The organism is Streptomyces sp. NPDC087440 (genome assembly GCF_044744005.1).
GTDB lineage: Bacteria > Actinomycetota > Actinomycetes > Streptomycetales > Streptomycetaceae > Streptomyces.
Genome location: NZ_JBIUXN010000006.1, coordinates 283754 through 300550, shown reverse-complemented (window position 1 = coordinate 300550; position 16797 = coordinate 283754). Strand labels below are relative to the sequence as shown.

Sequence of the window (16797 nt, the reverse complement as noted above, 5' to 3'; positions counted from 1 at the left end):
GAGGGTGACGTACTGTCGGTCCGGGGGCGGGGAGATTACCGGGTTTGTGGCTGGATTCCGGGCTTTTCCACCCCGGGTACACCGGACGGCCACGGCGCGGAGGGATGACGGACATGCGGGAGAGCGGTACGAAGGGGCCCGTGCGGCGGCTGCGCACGGCTGCGGCGGCGGTGTCGGCCCTGGTCGCGCTGGTCGCCGGGTGTTCCGGCGGCGGGGCGGACGCGGCGTCCGGCGAACCCTCCTCGCGGGCCGTCGCGAAGCCCACCCCGAAACCCACTCCCACGTGGGACCGGTCGCCGTCCTCGCTCGTTGCCGTCGGCGATTCGATAACACGCGGGTTCGACGCATGCGCCGTTCTCGCGGACTGTCCGGAGGCGTCCTGGGCGACCGGCACGAACGCGTCCGTGAACAGCCTGGCGGTACGGCTGCTGGGCGCGTCCGGTGCGGCGCAGCACAGCTGGAACCTGGCGGTGACCGGGTCGCGGATCTCCGACCTGCCCCGGCAGATGGAGCGGGCGGCGGAGCACCGGCCGGAGCTGGTCACGGTGATGACCGGGGCCAATGACGCGTGCCGCAGCTCGGTCGGGCAGATGACACCGGTGGCGGACTTCCGCCGATCGTTCGAGCGGGCGCTGCGAGAACTGCGGGAGACGCTGCCGAAGACGCAGGTGTACGTGGCGAGCGTGCCGGACCTGAAGCGGCTGTGGTCGCAGGGGCGGGGCAATCCGCTCGGCAAGCAGGTGTGGAAGCTGGGGATCTGCCCGTCGATGCTGGGCGACGCGGACGCGGTGGACGCGTCGGCGGTGGCGCGCAGGGACGCGGTGCGCGAGCGCGTGGTGGCGTACAACGCGGTCCTCGCGGAGGTGTGCGGGCGGGACGCGAAGTGCCGGTACGACCGGGGCGCCGTCTTCGACTACGCCTTCACAGGAACCCAGTTGAGCCAGTGGGACTGGTTCCACCCGAGTCTGGACGGCCAGGGGCGGCTGGCGGAGATCGCCTACCGAGGGGTGACGGGCGCGCAGTAGGGCGGGCCCGGCCCCCTCGACCGGGCCCGCCCCTTCCCCCGTGCACCGCTGCCGGGCCCGCGCCCCGAGGGGTGCGGGCCCGGCGGCGGGGGCTCAGACCTCCAGGGTCGCGCTCACCCGGCGGTCGGCGATGGAGCGGCCGGCCTGGACCTCGTAGGAGCCCTCGATCAGCTTCCAGCCGCCGGCCGGCTCGTCCCAGATCTCGAAGGTGCGGCGCGGCAGGTCGAGGGTGACCTCGATCGTCTCGCCCGGCTCGGCGGTGACGCTCGCGAAGGCGGCCAGCCAGCGGGCCGGACGCTCGACGGTGTCGGCACTCGGGGCGACGTACGCCTGGACGACCTCGCGGCCCGCGCGGGCGCCCGTGTTGGTGAGGCGGACCGTGGCGGTGGTGCCGGAGACGGTGACCGACTCGTACGACCAGGTGGTGTAGCCGAGGCCGTGGCCGAAGGAGTAGGCGGGAGCCGTGCCCGCCTTCTCCCAGGAGCGGTAGCCGATGAAGACGCCCTCGGTGTACGGGAGTTCGCCGTCGGCGGGGGTGACCTGGGTGACCGGGACGTCAGCGAAGGCGACCGGCCAGGTGGTGGGCAGGCGGCCGCCCGGCTCCTGCGCGCCGAGGAGGACGTCGGCGAGCGCCGCGCCGCCCTCCTGGCCCGGGAACCAGGTGAGGAGGATCGCGGAGACCTCCTCGCGCCACGGCAGCTCGACCGGGGAGCCGGAGTTGACGATGACGACGGTGCGCGGGTTGACGGCGGCGACGGCGCGGACCAGGTCGTTCTGGCGGCCCGGGAGGGTCAGGTCGGTGCGGTCGAAGCCCTCGGACTCGACGCGGTCGGTGGTGGCGACCACGACGACCGCCGTGTCGGCGCCGCGCGCGGCCTCGACGGCCTCGGCGATCAGTTCGTCCTCGTCGCGCTGCGGCGAGAGGTGGGAGAGGGAGAACATCACGGCGGTGAGCGGCGAGCCGGTGTTCTTCTGGACGGTGTGGGTGAGGGAGACCGTGACCGGCTGCCCCTCGGTGAGGTGGGTGCGGCCGCGCTCCTCGGGGGCGCCGAAGAAGGACTCGAACGGGTCGGCGCCCTCGCGCGGGCCGTGGAAGTCGTCGTAGAAGGTCTCGCCGCCGACGGAGAGGGTGAAGCGGCCCAGGCCCCGGGTACCGAAGACGTGCTCGCCGGTCTCGCGGGGGGTGAAGGTGCCGGTGACCTCGATGGTGTGCAGGTTGTCGTGGGTGACGCCCTCGGGGAGGTCGTCGCCGATCCACTGGACCTGGCCGTTGGGGAGGGAGCCCTCGCCGAGGGTCTCGCCGTTCTCGTCGCGGCAGACGGCGCGCAGCTCGAAGCCCTTGTCGGCGACCGCGAGCTCGTCGCTCGGGTCGGCGCCGACACAGTACGTGAGGGACCCGGCCGGGAGGGCCTCGGTCAGGCCGTCGAGCGGGGAGACGATGCGCTCCGGGAAGACGGTCGCGGAGCCGCCGCCGAGGACGCGGGCGTCGCGGGCTGCCGCGCCGGAGAGGGCGACCGTACCGCTGGAGGAGAGCGGGAGGACGTCGGCTTCGTTGCGTACGAGGACGATGGCGCGGTGGGCGACCTCGCGGGCGACGGCCTGGCCGTCGATCTCGGCGGGGAGCTCGGAGACGACCGCCGGGGCGCCGTCCAGGATGCCGACGCGGGCGGCGAGGCGCAGGACATTGCGTACGGCCTCGTCGACGACGGACTCCTCGACCTCACCGGCGCGGACGGCACCGGCCAGGGCCTCGCCGTACACGGTCTGCGGGCCGGGCATCGCGACGTCGAGGCCGCCCTCGATGTCGCCCTTGGTGGAGCGGGCGGCCATCCAGTCGGAGACGATCGCGCCGTCGAAGCCCCACTCGCCGCGCAGCACCTCGTTCTGGAGGTAGCGGTGCTCGGACATGGTGGTGCCGTTGACCGAGTTGTAGGCGCACATGATGCCCCACGGGTGGGCGTTGGCGACGATCGCCTCGAAGGGGGCGAGGTAGAGCTCGCGCAGCGGGCGCGGGTCGATGAGGTTGTTGACGGTGAAGCGGTCGGTCTCCGCGTCGTTGCCGACGAAGTGCTTGACCGTGGTGCCGACCCCGCCGTCCTGGACGCCGTTGACGTAGCCGGAGCCGATCTCGCCGGTCAGGTACGGGTCCTCGGAGTAGCACTCGAAGTGGCGGCCGCCGAGCGGCGAGCGGTGCAGGTTGACCGTCGGGGCGAGGAGGACGTGCACGTCCTTGCGGCGGGCCTCCTGCGCGAGGAGGCGGCCGGCGCGGCGGGCCAGCTCCGGGTCCCAGGTGGCGGCGAGCGCGGTCGGCGAGGGCAGCGCGATCGACGGGTCGTCGGCGGTCCAGCGCACGCCCCGGACGCCGATCGGGCCGTCCGAGAAGACCAGGGACTTCAGCCCGATCTCGGGGAGGGCCGGGATGGACCACATGTCCTGCCCGGCCAGGAGGCGGGCCTTGGCGTCGAGGTCGAGCTTGCCGAGTGCGGCGCTGACGACGTCCTCGCGGAGCTGCTCGTCACGGGTGTGCTGGGTGGTGGGCTCGCCTGCCACGGCCGTACCTCCTCATTGAGATCTGCTGGTGCCCCCATAGATACTCCGATTACCTGTAGGGCGGTAGGGTTCGTTATCTTTTCGTGATGCGGGGTGGTTTCCGCCATGCCCGGAGGGGTCGTCCGGGCATGGCGTACCGTCCTGACCAGCAAGATCACAGGGGATGCACAGGGAAGGACGTACGGGGATGGCCAGGGCCAGGAGCGAGGAGAGGCGGGCGGAGATCCTGCGGGCCGCCCTCGAAGTGATCGCCGAGCGCGGCTACCGGGGGGCGTCGCTGGCCTCCGTCGCCGAGCGTGTGGGCCTCACCCAGCAGGGGCTGCTGCACTACTTCCCGACCAAGGAGGCGCTGCTGGTGGCCGTCCTGGAGGAGCGGGACCAGTGGGACACGGGCGGGGCGGGGCTCAGCCCCGAGGCGTGGCGGCTGGACCTGATGGCGTCCCTGGTGGACTACAACGCGATGCGCCCCGGCGTCGTGCAGACCTTCTCGGCACTGCTCGGGGAGTCCGTGACGGACGAGCACCCGGCGAAGGAGTTCTTCACCCAGCGGTACGCGCTCGTGCGCGAGGGGATGGCGGGGGCGCTGCGCACGGAGTACGGGGACCGACTGCCCGGCGGACTGACCCCGGAGCAGGCGGCTCCGCTTCTGGTGGCGGTGATGGACGGGCTGCAGTACCAATGGCTGCTGGACCCCGGGTCGGTGGACATGCCCGGGGCGTTCCGGGACTTCCTGTCCTTGCTGCGGCCGACGCCCTGACGGCCAGGGGCTTCGACGGACCGGCCCACCGGGACGACTTCGCCGCCGGTACGGTCGGACATCGTGCGGCAGCTGCGGACGGCGTCGGGCACGGCCCCGGGGTGACACGGTCGCCCCAACTCCCCCTTCCGCAACGGTGGTCGCGCTCCGATACTGGGGCCTCGTCGGTACGAGGCACCACGGAAGGACGCGGGATGCGACGCAGCACACGGACGGCCGCACTGGTCTTGGCCGCCCTCGCCTGTACGACGGCCCTGCCCGCCGTCGCCGCGCAGGCGGACCCGGCACAGCGGACGGCGGCCGTCACGGTCGAGGAGGCCCGGCTGGAGCGGGCCGCCCCGCGGGAGATCCTGCGCCGCAGCGGCTTCGACGCGGCGGCACCCCGCTTCGCGAAGGCGCTGGCCGGGGCGACGACGTACCGCAGGGCGCAGGAGATCGCCGAACGGCACGGGGCGCAGCTGTGGCGGCGGGCCGTGGACCGGGTGCAGGGACGGGGCCCGGCGGGCGGCGACCTGAGCCGGGGCGACGACCGCCCCCTGTACTGGGCGCGCCTGGCCCTGACCCGCGAACTCCGCTCCTGGGCACCGCACTTCGCCCTCTCCGACCGGGACAGGAACCGTCTCCTGGAACAGCTGGAGCGGTCCTCGCGGGGCCAGGACAGCATCCGCTTCTCCGCCGCGAAGAACCTGCGGCGGGTGCTGGTGACGGGCTTCGACCCGTTCACGCTGGACCGTGACATCCGGATCGGCAATCCGTCGGGGGCCACCGCCCTGGCGCTGGACGGCACCGTGATCCGTACCGCCGACGGGCGGTACGCCCGGATCGAGACGGCCGTCTTCCCGGTGCGCTGGGACGACTTCGCCGACGGCGAGGTGGAGCGGGCGCTGCGCCCGCACCTGCGCGGGGTCGACCTGTTCACGACGATCAGCCAGGGGCGGCCGGGCCGCTTCGACGTCGAACGGTTCAACGGGGCGTGGCGGGGCGGCTTCGGCGACAACCTGAACGTGGGCCGGACCGGTCTCGTCCCGGTCGCCGACCCCGCCTCGCAGCCCCAGTGGACGACGACCTCGCTCCCGTACCGGCGCATCGTCGCGGCACGCACGGGTCCGTTCCCGGTGTACGACAACACGTCGGTGACGGAGATCCCGGCGGGCCAGAGCGGCCCGGTGGTCCGCCCGGACGGGCCCACGCCGGGCTCGGCGGCGCGGGCCGGGGGCGGCGGCGACTACCTCTCCAACGAGATCGCCTACCGGGCGACGCTGCTGCGCGACCGGCTCGGCCTGAAGATCCCGGGCGGTCATCTGCACACGCCGGTGCTGGAGTTCGACAAGACAAACAGCACCGAGATCACCGACCCGGTGTTCGTGAAGAACCGGTCGGAGATCGTGGCGCAGGTGCGGGAGGTGCTGCGGGTGGCCGCGGCGAAGTAGCCGACCAGGGTGACGCCGGGGTTCAGCGCGCGAACCCCAGCGTCACCCCGAGCCCCACCAGCACCGAGCCGATGCCCCGGTTGAGGGCCCTCTGGCGGCGGAGCATGGCCGCGCGCAGCCGCCCGTCCGAGAAGAAGAGGGCCACCAGCGCGAACCACCCGAAGTGCGCGGCGGACATGAACAGCCCGTACCCCGCCTGCTGCCACAGCGCCGTGTCGGGCCCGACGACCTGCGTGAACGTCGACACCACGAACAGGGTCGTCTTCGGGTTGAGCACGTTGGTCAGGAATCCGGCCCGCATCGCCCCCAGCGGCGTCAGCTCCCGCTTGCCCTCCAGGTCGACGGCGAGTTCGGCGCGGGCGAAGAAGGTGCGCAGGCCGATGTAGACGAGGTAGGCGGCGCCGAGGAGCTTGATGGCGGTGAACAGGGCCGTGGACGAGGCGATCAGCAGACCGACGCCGAGCATGGTGTACGTGACGTGCACCAGGACGCCCGCCGCGACCCCGGCGGCGCCCAGCAGGCCGGTGGTCCGCCCGTACAGATAGCTGTTGCGGACGACCATGGCGAAGTCAGCACCCGGGCTGATGACGGCGAGGACGGTGATCAGCGCGACGGCGAGAACTTCTGTCATGTACGTGATGCTGCCGTCGCGGGGTTGCTTGATCAACCCCTTTCCGGATGATGGCAGACCGCCTGGGAGACTGGGTGTCCATGCGCCTGGCTTCTGCCCAGTTCTCCGCCCTTCCGGGCGATGTCACCGCCAACGTCGCCACGATGGCCGCTTTTGTACGGGAGGCCGCCGCGTCCGGCGCACGGCTGACGGTCTTCGCCGAACTGGCCGTCACCGGTTACGAGTTGGACCTGCTGGCCGCCTCGCCCGAGCTGTGGATGAGCGGGCCGGAGGACCCCCGGCTGTCCCCCGTCCGGGAGGCGTGCCGGGAGACGGGCACGGTGGCCGTGGTGAACTGCGCCGCGCAGGGGCGGCTGGTCAGCTTCGTGTACGGAGCGGACGGCTCGCCCGTGACGACGTACGCGAAACGACGCCTCTTCGAGGGCGAGCGGGAGGTCTTCGCGGCGGGTTCCGCGCCCGGCCGCTTCACGCTCGACGGTGTCCGGATCGCGCTGGCCACCTGCTTCGACAACCACTTCCCCGAGCTGGCCGAGGAGGCCGCCGGGGACGGGTGCGGGCTGTGGCTGGCGAGTTCGCTGTACGGGGTCGGGGGCGGCGAGGAGGAGAGGTCGACGGTCTATCCCGGCCTGGCACGGGACTTCGGCCTCCCGGTGGTGCTGGCCAACCACGTGGGCCCGGCGGGCGCGTGGACGGGGTGCGGGCGAAGTGCCGTGTGGGGCGCGGGCGGTGGGCTGCTGGCCGAGGCCCCGGCGGACGTACCGGGGCTGGCGGTGGCGGACGTACCGGTGAAGGTCAGGTCGTAGCGGGAGAGGTGCGGGTGTCGTCGCTGTCCTCGTCGTCGATCGAGGGCTCTTCGAGCAGGTCGCGGGCCATCAGGGTGGCCCCGGCGACGGCGCCCGGCATCAGGAAGACGGCCACGAACGGCACCAGGTAGGCGAGCGTGAGCGGCACACCGAAGCCGAGGACCAGGGAGCGGCGGCCGCGCAACAGGGCGAGGCGCTCCTTGAATTCGATGCCGCGCCGCTGGAGGGCGACGGCGGTCAGCTCCTCGGTGAGGAAGAACCCGGAGACGCAGAAGCCGATCACGGGGACGACGGTCTGCCCGATCACCGGGATGAATCCGCAGGCGAAGAGCAGGATGCCGTAGAACAGCACGCGGACCAGGACGCGGACGCTGTCCCGTGCGGAGATCCACAGTTCGCGCAGCAGCGGCAGCCCGGACTCGGGGGCGGTGCCGTCGTGCGAGCGGGACCTGTCGACGCGCTCCGACAACGCCTCGTAGAAGGGCTGCCCGACGAGCAGGGTCACGGCGGTGAAGGTGATGACGGCGAGGAAGAGGGCGAGCGCGAAGAGCAGGACGCGCAGCACGCCCCGGAAGAGGGTCAGCCAGGTGTCGCCCCAGCCGTCGGCGAACGGGGTGGCCCAGGCGACGAAGTCGTCCGACCACGCGATGAGGCCGACGAGCGCGCCGACATACAGGACGAGCGTGACGAGACCGGGCAGCAGCCCGAGCCCGTAGCTCCGTCCGTGCTGCGCCATCCACTGCTGGCCCTTGGCCAAGTACTTGAAACCCACCCCGAAATCTCTCACGCAGACACTGTAGAGGTGGGCTGGTGGGAGGGGGTGCGGGGAGGGCAATTCGGGTGCGGGCAGGGGGCGGTGGGCAGCACACTGCTCGGATGATCCCCCCTCCGACCCCCCAGGACCGGGCCCTGGCCCATGTCACTCGGACACCCCGGGACCGGGCCCTGGCCCATGTCACCGCGCTGTCGTCCGGCGCACCCCTGGACGCGTCGGTGCGCGTCACGCTCAGCTTCCATCCGGACCGGTGGGTGCGGGGCGTGCCGATCCTCGAAGCGCTGGCGGCGGACGGGGTCTACCGCTCGCAGTTCGTCACGGGCACCAGCAACGGGGGCCTGACCGCGCACCCGGGCGGCGACCGGTGGCGCTGGGAGAGCCGGATCTTCGCGGGGGCGTACGACGAGGCTCCGGCCGGGGAGCGCCCGGTCTACGGGGCACTGAACTTCCGCGCCGACCCGTACGGGGCCGCCCCGCGCTTCGGCTCCGCCCACTTCCGGCTGCGTGCCGGGACCCTGTCCCGTACGACCTTCTGCTACCCCGACAGCCACCTGGAGCCGGCCGACTTCGGGGTGGCGTCCCGGATGCGACTGACCGAACTCGCCCTCGCGGACGACCGGGACGCGCTGGACGACTACGTCGAGGCACAGGTGCACGGGCCGGTCCGGCTCGCGCAGGACGTGGAGGCGCTGGTCCTGGACCCGTGCTTCCGGGGCACGGAGGTGGCGGTGGCGGCACGGCGGCTGGGGTGCCCGGTGGAGTGGCATCCGGGGTACCGGCTGAGCGTGGCGGAACTGCGGCGGCACCCGGATTACCGGGGTGCGCGGTACGTGGAGCTGGGGGCGGAGGTCGCCGCTTCGGGCCGGCTGGACCCGGGGGTCGTCGGGGCCGCGCTGCGGACGGGCCGCCACGGGGAGCAGGACCTGAAGAAGGTGTGGCACTGCCTGGCCCGGTTCGGGCGGCGAGCCCCGGCGGACGCGACCGCCCGCCCGTGACCCCGGTGCGTGTCAGGCCGGGGTCACCGGGCCGAAGCGGGTCCGGTACGTCGACGGGGAGACGCCGGTCTCGCGGCGCATCAGGGCGCGGAGGTGGGCGGCCGTGCCCAGGCCGCTGCGCCGGGCGACCACCTCGAAGCGGGACTCGCCCCGCTCGATCAGCCGGCAGGCCAGGGCGAGCCGTTCCCCGGTGAGCCAGGCCAGCGGGGTCGTGCCCAGCTGGGCACGGAAGCGGCGGTGCAGCGTCGCGGGGCTGACGGCCGCGCGGGCCGCGAGGTCGGCGACCGCGAGCGGTGTGTCCAGGCGTTCCTGGGCCCAGGCCAGGACGGGCGCCAGGGACTCGTCCCGCAGCTCGGGCAGCGGGCGCTCCACGAACTGCCGCTGGCCGCCGTCCCGGTGTGCGGCGAAGACCAGCCGTCGGCTCACCGAGGCGGCGACCTCCGCCCCGTGGTCGCGGCGCACCACGTGCAGCCCCAGGTCGAGTGCGGCGGAGCTGCCCGCGGCGGTGAGGATGTCGCCGTCGTCCACGAACAGCACGTCGGACGCGAGGCGGACCGAGGGGAAGCGGGCCCGGAAGGAGTCGGCCCACTGCCAGTGTGCGGTGGCCCGGCGGCCGTCGAGGACCCCGGCCTCGGCCAGCGTGAAGGCCCCGCTGCAGAAGCCGATCAGGCGGGCGCCGCGCGCGTGCGCCCTCCTGATGGCGTCGAGGACGGCGGGGCGGCGGGGCACGTCGGTGTCGGGGCGGTTGGGGACGATCAGGGTGTCGGCCGTGTCGGCCGCCTCCAGACCGGCGACTCCGGTGAGCGTGAAGAACCCGTCCCGCATGAGGGTGCGGGGCTGCGGGGAGCAGAGCCGGAAGTCGTACAGCTCACGCCCGAGCTCCGGCCTGCGCAGGCCGAAGACCTCCGTGGCACAGCCGAGCTCGAAGGGGTTGGAGTTCTCGTCCACGATCACGACGACCCGGTGCAGGGGTGCCGTGCGGTCGCCGACCGGTTGCGAGGATTCTTGCGCCATGTGCCATTCCTAGCACTCGTGCGATCGCGCGGAGCGGCTGAGAATCGGCTCATGAGCACCGAACCGATATCCCTCGACGAGGCCCTGGCCTCGTTCGACGCCCTGTGGAGCCCCCGCATCGTCACGCGGGTGAATGACTACGACGTCCGTGTCGCCAAGGTGGCGGGCGAGCACATCTGGCACGCCCATGACGACACGGACGAGTTCTTCCTGGTCCTCGACGGGGAACTGCACCTCTCTCTGCGCGAGCCCGCCGGGGAGCGCACGGTGCGGCTGCCCCAGGGGTCGGTCTTCACGGTCCCCCGGGGCACCGAGCACAAGCCGTCGGCGCCGTCGGGTGCGGCGATCCTGATGTTCGAACCGACGGGGACGCCGACCGTGGGCGACCGCCACGACGAGGTCCCGGACCACGTGGACACGACGACGGGCCACACCCTGACCCTGCCCTGACGACCCTGCCCTGACCGTCCGACCACCGGGCTCAGGCGGGGAGGTCGGGCCAGGTCGCCACCAGCGACTGCTCGTCCGGGAAGCGGGTGCCGGGGATCCGCTCCCGCATGCTCTCCCCGTTGAGCCAGAGCACCTCCTCCGGGCTGCCGTCGCCGAAGTCGAACAGGCAGCAGACGCCGCCGGCGGCCGCGGTGAGGTCGGTGAACGTCGTGCGGACTCCGGCCGACCGTTCGAACAGGCGGCTCATCCGCGAGGTCGCCGCCCAGCAGGCCACCACCGCGTATCCCGACGGGGGCGACCCGAACCCGATGCTCGCGTAGATGTACCCGACCTGGAAACGCCCGTCGGCCCGGGGCTCGTGAACGTGCTCCTCCGCGTACGCGCGCAGATCGTCGTCCGCTTCTTCCCCGTCGTACGCGTCGAACAGGAGGGACGTGTCGAGTTCGAACCAGGACTCATCGCTCCTGGACCAGTCGGCCGTCCCGCCCTCGAAGTGGGACGTGAAGGGCAGCGTGATCCGCTGCCCGTCGGGGAGGGTGAGGTCGAGCGGCGGTTTGTGGCGCTCCGGGGGCGCCAGGGCGGCCATGTGCGCCAGCAGGGTGGCAACGTTCTTGGGCGGCAAGTGGATCTCGTAGCTGTACGTCAGTCCCATGCGGCTCTTCTCCCCCTCTGCCGGGGGCACGGTTCAGCCCCCGAAGCCGGTCAGTGCGCCCCGGGCGTCGAAGCGGGCGCCGGGTGCCCAGGCGAGCTCCCAGCGGTTGCCCTCCGGGTCGGCGACATAGGCCGAGCGCCCGCCCCAGGAACGGTCGGTCGGCTCCGCCACGGCCTCCGCGCCCGCGGCGACCGCTGCGGCGAAGGCCGCGTCCACATGATCGCGGGCATCGACGTTGCACGCCAACGAAATCCCGCCCCAGCCCGCCCCGGGCACGGCACCGCCGGGCGCCGCCTCCGCCGCCAACTCCCCCACCGGATAAAGGGCGAGCAGGACCCCGCCCAACAGGAACCCGCACCAGGCGTCGTCACTGCCGGGCACCTCCTCCCAGCCCAGCCGACGGTAGAAGGCCCGCAGCCGGGGCAGGTCGCGGGCGCCGAGGGTGAGGACGGACAGGCGGGGCGGGATGACGGCCATGGGCCCGATGATGGTGCACCGGCCGCACGGCTCGCCGGAGGCCACCGTGCGAGGATGCCGAAATGCCGGAACTGTTCACCGCGCGGCTGCGATTGCGCCCCCTGCACGACGACGACCTCGACGCCCTCGCCCGCCTGAACGCCGACCCGGAGGTCATGCGGTACATCGGCGACGGCTCCGTACGCACCCGTGAGGAGACCGCGGCGGGCCTGGCCCGGATGCGGGCCGAGTGGGAGGAGCGGGGGCACGGGATGTTCGCGGTGGAGGTGCGCGAGAGCGGGGAGTTCGCCGGATGGACCGGCACCACCGTGCCGCACTTCCTGCCCGAGGTGCTTCCGGCGGTCGAGATCGGGTGGCGCTTCGACCGCGGGCACTGGGGTCGGGGGCTGGCGACGGAGGCGGCGCGCGCGGTGCTGGGGCACGCCTTCGACGCGGTCGGGCTGGAGCGCGTCGTCAGCATCTGCCATGCCCACAACGGTGCTTCGGAAGCCGTGATGCGGAAGCTGGGCATGCGCCGGGAGCGCGAGACGGTCGTACCCGGACACGGAGCGCCGGTGCGGGTGTACGCGATCACGCGTGAGGCGTACGGGGTCTGACGGCGGCGTTCGTGGGGCGGATGGGGTCAGTCCCACCAGGGTCAGTCCCACCAGAAGGACCAGGTGGTGCGGCCCGGCAGGTCTGCCGCGTAGGTGGGGAACGGGGTGGGTGGGTCGTCGACGACGCTGGTCGCGCCGGTCAGGGCGTGTTCCAGGGCGAGCAGGGTCGCCGATTCGGCGTCCAGGGGCGGTCGTTCCACCGTCAGGTGCAGTTCGCTGCCGAGTACGGCCACCAGTCGCGCCCCGAAGCGGTCCTCCCAGGAGTGGAGGAGGGCGCACAGGAGGGGGAGGTTCACGTCCGCCGTCCAGCCGAGGCGGGCGAGGGCCTCGCTGGGGCGGGGGGCGGGGGTCAGGAGGAGGCGGGTGTCGGCGAGTTCGGGATCGGTGAGGGGGAAGGGGGGCGGAGGGGCCGGGAGTGCGGGGGTTCCCGGGGCCAGGCCCGGCCAGGTGGTGAAAGGGGGGCCGGGGTCGTGCGGCCACGGCTCGATGTCCTCCGGGGCCGGGTGGGGGTCGGGGTTCGTCCACAGCGGGAGCCGTTCGCGGCGGTACGCGGTGAACGCCTCGGCCAGCGTCTCCTCCAGCGGCAGGTGCGCGAACTCCACCGGGCCGCCCAGCGCATAGGGATGGCACAGGAGCGCCACCAGGCCCGGTGCGAGCGGGAGCGGCGGCGCGGGGCGGGTGTCCGAGAGCCAGACGGGGGTGGCCTCGTGGAGCTGGAAGCGGCCGGGCGGCAGGCCGTCGGGGAGCGCGAACATGGCAGCACCGTAGGGGGTCGCACTGACAGCGGGGAGGGAGCGGTGCGGGCCCTGGTCGGGGGCGCGTGGGGGGCTGTGTGATTATTCCGTGGGCCGCTCTGGGGGGAACCGGAGTGGGAGTGCGTGGCAGCGGGGAGTGGCAGCGGTGGGTACGGGGACGGATGACGGGGCTTCGGTTTCGGACGAGGAGTGGGAGAAGTTTCTCCGCGACTCCGTGAACGGGGTGCCGGGTGCGCCCAAGGAGCCCTCCGCGCGGGCCCGGATGGTCACGCGGCGGTTGCAGGAGGAGCCGCAGCAGGCCGTGCCCTGGAGGGCTCATGTGCCGGTGCGGCGACGGCGGTTCCGGGTGTGGCATGTGTTCGTGCTGGTGGCGGCGGTGGCGTTGCTGGCCGTGGCGTTCGTGCCCGGGAGTCTCGCCGGGTGGTTCGGCGGGGGCGCGTCGCCGGGGGTCGGTTCCGGTGAGCGCGGGACCGTGGAGGAGCCGTTCCGGGGGTCGCCCGCCGACCGGTGGGAGGACGGGGCGCGGGGGATCTTCGTACCGCAGGCGAAGGCCACCGGGTGGATGAGTGCCGCGCAGGTGGAGCAGGCGCTGGCGAAGACCCGGGACTTCCTGGTGGCGGCCAACCTGGATGCCGACACCCTGCGCGGCAAGCGGCCCGACAAGGCGATCACGCTCGTGAATCCGCAGCAGGCGGACACGGCCCGCTATCTGCGGCAGGCGTTCCTGAAGCCGGATGCGGAGAACGATCCGTTGTTGCTGTTCAGCCGGTTCGACGGGGGCAAGGTGCGGCTGGTGGGGGACGTGGTCAAGGTGCGGGGGGAGTTGAGCTTCCGGGCGGGGGCGCGGGGGGCCGTGGAGGTGGCGAGTGATGTCACGTACGTCTATCCCGTGACCCGGGCGGCCGCCGACAGCCGCGAGGTCGTGCGGACCGTCGTCCGGCGTGAGGTGGTGGCCAGTTGGGACGATCCGGCGAAGGTGCGGACCGACCCGGGGACCTTCTCGCTGCTGTCCTACAAGGTGAACATGACGAACGGCGGCTGCGGGGTCAACCTCACCGGCTTCTTCGCACCCGAGTTCGGCACGCGCGCCGGGGGCGAGGGGCCGGACACGGACCCGTACGACCGGAAGGGGCCCGTCACCGAGGGGGGCGCGGACGGCTCCTGCGGGAATGCCGTGCGGTCCTAGGAGTGGCGGAGCCGTTCCCAAGACCCCCTTGTGTCACGGGTGTTCAGCCGGTAGACCCCTGCGTACCGATCAACCGCCCCTCCCGGAGGTACGCACATCCATGGCCGTACGCATACCGAGACCCGTGCTCGTCGCCACCGCCGCCCTCGCCGGTGCCGCCCTGATCGTCCCCACCTCCGGCGCCCAGGCCGCACCCGGGCCGAAGGGTGACGGGCCGAAGCATGAACGTACCGACAGCGAGCGGGAGTTGAGGGGGCCCGCGGCAAGGACCGGGGCGGGTGCCGCCGAGCGGGCGCTCGGGGACCTCGGGGTCCGCCGCGGCGGCCGGACCGACGGGTTCCCCCGGCGGACGAAGCTGAGGGAGCCCGCGCCCAACCCCGCTGACAAGTCCATCAAGTTGGGGCTGACCCCGTACCACGCGATAGCCCCGAAGCTGAATCAGCTGCAGAAGCAGAGCGACCGGGTGAGCGTCGAGCTGGCCGGGAAGTCGGCGGGCGGGCACGACCTGTATCTGGTGACCGTCACCGCGCCGGAGAGCAGCCGGGAGGCCGGGCGGCAGGAACGGATGCGGGAATTGATCGAGAATTCCCCGGCGAAGGCGGCCAAGGACCGTGAGATAAAGGCGGATTACAAGACGCCGCTGTTTGTCAACAACAACATTCACGGGAATGAGTGGGAGGGGACGGACGCGTCTCTGAAGCTCATATCCGAGCTGGCTTCCGCGAAGGACGAGAAGACGCGGAAGCTGCTGGACAAGAACCGGCTGTACTTCAATGTCACGGCGAATCCGGACGGACGGATAGCCGGGACGCGGGAGAACTCCAACGGGTTCGACATCAACCGCGACTTCATCACCGCCACCCAGCCCGAGGCCCGTGCCATCCGGCAGATCGCCATCGACAAGCAGCCCGCGGTCATGCTGGACATGCACGGCTATGTGAACGGGACGCTGATCGAGCCCACCACTCCCCCGCACGGCGAGAATTACGAGTACGACCTCTTCCTGAAGAATTCGTACGCGAACGCGCTGGGGATGGAGGCCGCCGTGAACGGGCTGGGGTACACGCCCGCCAAGGACGGCGTCGATCCGGCGATCATCCCCTTCCGGGACCAGCAGGAAGGGTGGGACGACTGGCCGCCCATCTTCACCCCGCAGTACATGCCCTTCCAGGGCGCGGTCGCCACGCACACCATCGAGATTCCGCTCCAGGTCAACAACGAGGAGTACGACACGCAGCCCGTCGCGGAGCTGCGGCGTCGGTCGGCGATCAACACCGACATCGCCGGTGCGGCCATCAAGGCGGCCGTCGACTACACGTCCACGCACCGGACTTCGGTCATCGCCGACCAGATCGAGTCCTTCCGGCGGGGTGCTGCGGGTGCCGCGCAGGTGCCCGTGTCGGAGGAGACCGTGCCCGGCGTTCCGGGGATCGGCCCGGAGGACGTGTACACGACCGAGTTCCCGAGCGCGTACGTCATCCCGGCGGGCGGCGAGGGGCAGCGGTCCGGCGTGGCGGCGGCGCGGCTCGTCGACCATCTGGTGGCCAACGACGTCAAGGTCGAGCGGGCGCTGCGCGCCTTCCGGGTGGGCTCCAAGAGCTACCCGGCCGGGTCGTACGTCGTGGACATGAAGCAGCCCAAGCGCGGGGTCGCGAACGTCATCCTGGCCGACGGGCGCGACATCAGCGCCGACGTCTCCGCGATGTACGACATCTCCGGGTGGAGCCTGGGGCTGCTGTGGGGTGCGAGCGTGGACCGCGTCGCTCAGGGCACCACGGTGGATGTTCCGCGCCGTGGTGTGCACGCCGCTTCGGCCACCGGGTACGTCGCCCCGTGGGGGGACCTGCAACTGCGGCTGGACGACCCCAAGGAGGTCGGCGCCCTCAACGCGCTGCTGGCGGACGGGGTGAAGGTGCGGCGGGCCGCCGACGGGACGGCCGTCGTGCCGGGGTCGGCGCGGTGGAAGGCCGTGAAGCTGGCGGACCGGTTCGGGGTGGCGTTCCACGCCACGCGGGCCCAGGGGGTCGCGGCGATCGGGCGGACCCGGGTGGCGGCGGCCGTGTCGTCCGGTGAGCTGTTCGCGCTGCGCGAGATGGGCTTCGACGTGACGCCCGTGTCGACGGCGGTGCTCAACGCCGGGTTCGACTGGAAGAAGGTCGACACGCTGTACGTGTCGGCGGATCTGGCCTACGGGAAGCTGAACGCGGCGGCCAAGGCCGGGCTCGACGCCTTCCTGAAGGGGCACGGGGTCGTCGGACTCGGCGGCACCGGGGCGAAGTTCAACGCCGACGCGAAGCTGATCGCCGCCACCGCCGTGCAGGGCAACGGGGATGCCAACGGCGTCGTACGGGTCGACAACGCGGCGGGCAGTGCCGTGACCGGCGGGGCTCCCGCGCACACGTTTGTCTTCGCGCCACTGTGGTTCAGCGGGCTCGGCACGGGTGTGCGGGTGGACCAGTCGTACGACAAGACGGGCGGGAACCCGCTCGTGTCCGGGCACTGGCGTGCGGGCGAGGACGGCACGGGCGGCCCGAAGGACGCGGCGGGGCAGGCGGCCGTCGTCTCCGGGACCTCCGCACAGGGGGCCGCGGTCGTGCTCTTCGGTACGCAGCCGCTGTTCCGGGCCCACCCGAAGGGCGAGTTCGCGCAGGTCGCGCGGGCGCTGTACGTCACGTCCGGTGCGTAACGGACGTTTTGTTAA

At 72.5% G+C, this 16797-nt stretch carries 16 protein-coding genes; 9 read left to right on the top strand and 7 right to left on the bottom strand.

Translation table 11 applies throughout. From position 1 onward, the window contains the following. Positions 1-113: 113 nt before the first annotated feature. Positions 114-1025: an SGNH/GDSL hydrolase family protein gene (locus ACIO3O_RS16020; RefSeq protein ID WP_401745912.1), complete on the top strand. Its 912-nt coding sequence runs from the start codon at positions 114-116 to the stop codon at positions 1023-1025. Positions 1026-1118: 93 nt separating this feature from the next. Here ACIO3O_RS16020 and ACIO3O_RS16015 read toward each other — a convergent pair whose 3' ends face one another. Continuing rightward, positions 1119-3575, bottom strand: a complete 2457-nt coding sequence (locus ACIO3O_RS16015; RefSeq protein ID WP_401745729.1) for a glycoside hydrolase family 3 protein — start codon at positions 3573-3575, stop codon at positions 1119-1121. A gap of 187 nt (positions 3576-3762) precedes the next feature. Here ACIO3O_RS16015 and ACIO3O_RS16010 point away from each other — a divergent pair, with 187 nt between their 5' ends. Further along, a complete protein-coding gene (locus ACIO3O_RS16010) occupies positions 3763-4332 on the top strand; it encodes a TetR/AcrR family transcriptional regulator (protein ID WP_401745727.1) in 570 nt (189 codons plus the stop codon). A gap of 194 nt (positions 4333-4526) precedes the next feature. Further along, positions 4527-5762, top strand: a complete 1236-nt coding sequence (locus ACIO3O_RS16005) for a pyroglutamyl peptidase (protein WP_401745725.1) — start codon at positions 4527-4529, stop codon at positions 5760-5762. A 22-nt stretch (positions 5763-5784) separates the two neighbouring features. Here the strand turns inward: ACIO3O_RS16005 and ACIO3O_RS16000 are convergent, their stop codons facing one another. Further along, positions 5785-6393: a LysE family transporter gene (locus tag ACIO3O_RS16000; RefSeq protein ID WP_401745723.1), complete on the bottom strand. Its 609-nt coding sequence runs from the start codon at positions 6391-6393 to the stop codon at positions 5785-5787. A gap of 80 nt (positions 6394-6473) precedes the next feature. On the opposite strand from ACIO3O_RS16000, the gene ACIO3O_RS15995 reads away from it, so the two are divergent. Next, on the top strand, positions 6474-7196 hold the full coding sequence (locus ACIO3O_RS15995; protein ID WP_401745720.1) for a carbon-nitrogen hydrolase family protein: 723 nt from the start codon (positions 6474-6476) through the stop codon (positions 7194-7196). On the opposite strand, the gene ACIO3O_RS15990 is transcribed toward ACIO3O_RS15995, so the two are convergent. Continuing rightward, positions 7186-7983, bottom strand: coding sequence for an EI24 domain-containing protein (locus tag ACIO3O_RS15990; protein ID WP_401745717.1), 798 nt, complete (start codon positions 7981-7983; stop codon positions 7186-7188). The two genes, ACIO3O_RS15995 and ACIO3O_RS15990, sit on opposite strands and share 11 nt — an antisense overlap. Positions 7984-8072: 89 nt before the next feature. On the opposite strand from ACIO3O_RS15990, the gene ACIO3O_RS15985 reads away from it, so the two are divergent. Beyond that, a complete protein-coding gene (locus ACIO3O_RS15985; RefSeq protein WP_401745714.1) occupies positions 8073-8966 on the top strand; it encodes a DUF3626 domain-containing protein in 894 nt (297 codons plus the stop codon). A gap of 12 nt (positions 8967-8978) precedes the next feature. On the opposite strand, the gene ACIO3O_RS15980 is transcribed toward ACIO3O_RS15985, so the two are convergent. Continuing rightward, the gene (locus ACIO3O_RS15980; protein WP_401745711.1) at positions 8979-9980 is read right to left on the bottom strand and encodes a GlxA family transcriptional regulator; all 1002 of its coding nucleotides are present in this window, start codon (positions 9978-9980) and stop codon (positions 8979-8981) included. A gap of 51 nt (positions 9981-10031) precedes the next feature. Between ACIO3O_RS15980 and ACIO3O_RS15975 the strand changes: the two genes are divergently transcribed. Continuing rightward, positions 10032-10430 carry a cupin domain-containing protein gene (locus tag ACIO3O_RS15975; RefSeq protein WP_401745709.1) on the top strand — a complete coding sequence of 133 codons (399 nt, stop codon included), beginning with the start codon at positions 10032-10034 and terminating at the stop codon, positions 10428-10430. Positions 10431-10461: 31 nt separating this feature from the next. Here ACIO3O_RS15975 and ACIO3O_RS15970 read toward each other — a convergent pair whose 3' ends face one another. Then, positions 10462-11082: a hypothetical protein gene (locus tag ACIO3O_RS15970; RefSeq protein WP_401745707.1), complete on the bottom strand. Its 621-nt coding sequence runs from the start codon at positions 11080-11082 to the stop codon at positions 10462-10464. 33 nt (positions 11083-11115) lie between these two features. After that, positions 11116-11559: a VOC family protein gene (locus tag ACIO3O_RS15965; protein WP_401745704.1), complete on the bottom strand. Its 444-nt coding sequence runs from the start codon at positions 11557-11559 to the stop codon at positions 11116-11118. A gap of 62 nt (positions 11560-11621) precedes the next feature. Here ACIO3O_RS15965 and ACIO3O_RS15960 point away from each other — a divergent pair, with 62 nt between their 5' ends. Next, on the top strand, positions 11622-12155 hold the full coding sequence (locus tag ACIO3O_RS15960) for a GNAT family N-acetyltransferase (RefSeq protein WP_401745701.1): 534 nt from the start codon (positions 11622-11624) through the stop codon (positions 12153-12155). Positions 12156-12196: 41 nt separating this feature from the next. Here ACIO3O_RS15960 and ACIO3O_RS15955 read toward each other — a convergent pair whose 3' ends face one another. Further along, on the bottom strand, positions 12197-12910 hold the full coding sequence (locus ACIO3O_RS15955) for a DUF4253 domain-containing protein (RefSeq protein ID WP_401745698.1): 714 nt from the start codon (positions 12908-12910) through the stop codon (positions 12197-12199). Between the two features lie 145 nt (positions 12911-13055). On the opposite strand from ACIO3O_RS15955, the gene ACIO3O_RS15950 reads away from it, so the two are divergent. Both ACIO3O_RS15950 and ACIO3O_RS15945 read left to right on the top strand, forming a co-directional pair. Then, on the top strand, positions 13056-14096 hold the full coding sequence (locus ACIO3O_RS15950) for a hypothetical protein (RefSeq protein ID WP_401745694.1): 1041 nt from the start codon (positions 13056-13058) through the stop codon (positions 14094-14096). Between the two features lie 100 nt (positions 14097-14196). Then, positions 14197-16782, top strand: a complete 2586-nt coding sequence (locus ACIO3O_RS15945; RefSeq protein ID WP_401745691.1) for a M14 family zinc carboxypeptidase — start codon at positions 14197-14199, stop codon at positions 16780-16782. The last annotated feature ends 15 nt before the right edge of the window (positions 16783-16797 follow it).

What these genes read in the sequence shown, in the direction of transcription:
- ACIO3O_RS15965 (WP_401745704.1), bottom strand. Translation starts at nt 11,559, where the DNA reads ATGGCCGTCATCCCGCCCCGCCTGTCCGTCCTCACCCTCGGCGCCCGC.
- ACIO3O_RS15980 (WP_401745711.1), bottom strand. Translation starts at nt 9,980, where the DNA reads ATGGCGCAAGAATCCTCGCAACCGGTCGGCGACCGCACGGCACCCCTG.
- ACIO3O_RS15995 (WP_401745720.1), top strand. Translation starts at nt 6,474, where the DNA reads ATGCGCCTGGCTTCTGCCCAGTTCTCCGCCCTTCCGGGCGATGTCACC.
- ACIO3O_RS16005 (WP_401745725.1), top strand. Translation starts at nt 4,527, where the DNA reads ATGCGACGCAGCACACGGACGGCCGCACTGGTCTTGGCCGCCCTCGCC.
- ACIO3O_RS15955 (WP_401745698.1), bottom strand. Translation starts at nt 12,910, where the DNA reads ATGTTCGCGCTCCCCGACGGCCTGCCGCCCGGCCGCTTCCAGCTCCAC.
- ACIO3O_RS15970 (WP_401745707.1), bottom strand. Translation starts at nt 11,082, where the DNA reads ATGGGACTGACGTACAGCTACGAGATCCACTTGCCGCCCAAGAACGTT.
- ACIO3O_RS15960 (WP_401745701.1), top strand. Translation starts at nt 11,622, where the DNA reads ATGCCGGAACTGTTCACCGCGCGGCTGCGATTGCGCCCCCTGCACGAC.
- ACIO3O_RS16000 (WP_401745723.1), bottom strand. Translation starts at nt 6,393, where the DNA reads ATGACAGAAGTTCTCGCCGTCGCGCTGATCACCGTCCTCGCCGTCATC.
- ACIO3O_RS15945 (WP_401745691.1), top strand. Translation starts at nt 14,197, where the DNA reads ATGGCCGTACGCATACCGAGACCCGTGCTCGTCGCCACCGCCGCCCTC.
- ACIO3O_RS15985 (WP_401745714.1), top strand. Translation starts at nt 8,073, where the DNA reads ATGATCCCCCCTCCGACCCCCCAGGACCGGGCCCTGGCCCATGTCACT.
- ACIO3O_RS16010 (WP_401745727.1), top strand. Translation starts at nt 3,763, where the DNA reads ATGGCCAGGGCCAGGAGCGAGGAGAGGCGGGCGGAGATCCTGCGGGCC.
- ACIO3O_RS15975 (WP_401745709.1), top strand. Translation starts at nt 10,032, where the DNA reads ATGAGCACCGAACCGATATCCCTCGACGAGGCCCTGGCCTCGTTCGAC.
- ACIO3O_RS16020 (WP_401745912.1), top strand. Translation starts at nt 114, where the DNA reads ATGCGGGAGAGCGGTACGAAGGGGCCCGTGCGGCGGCTGCGCACGGCT.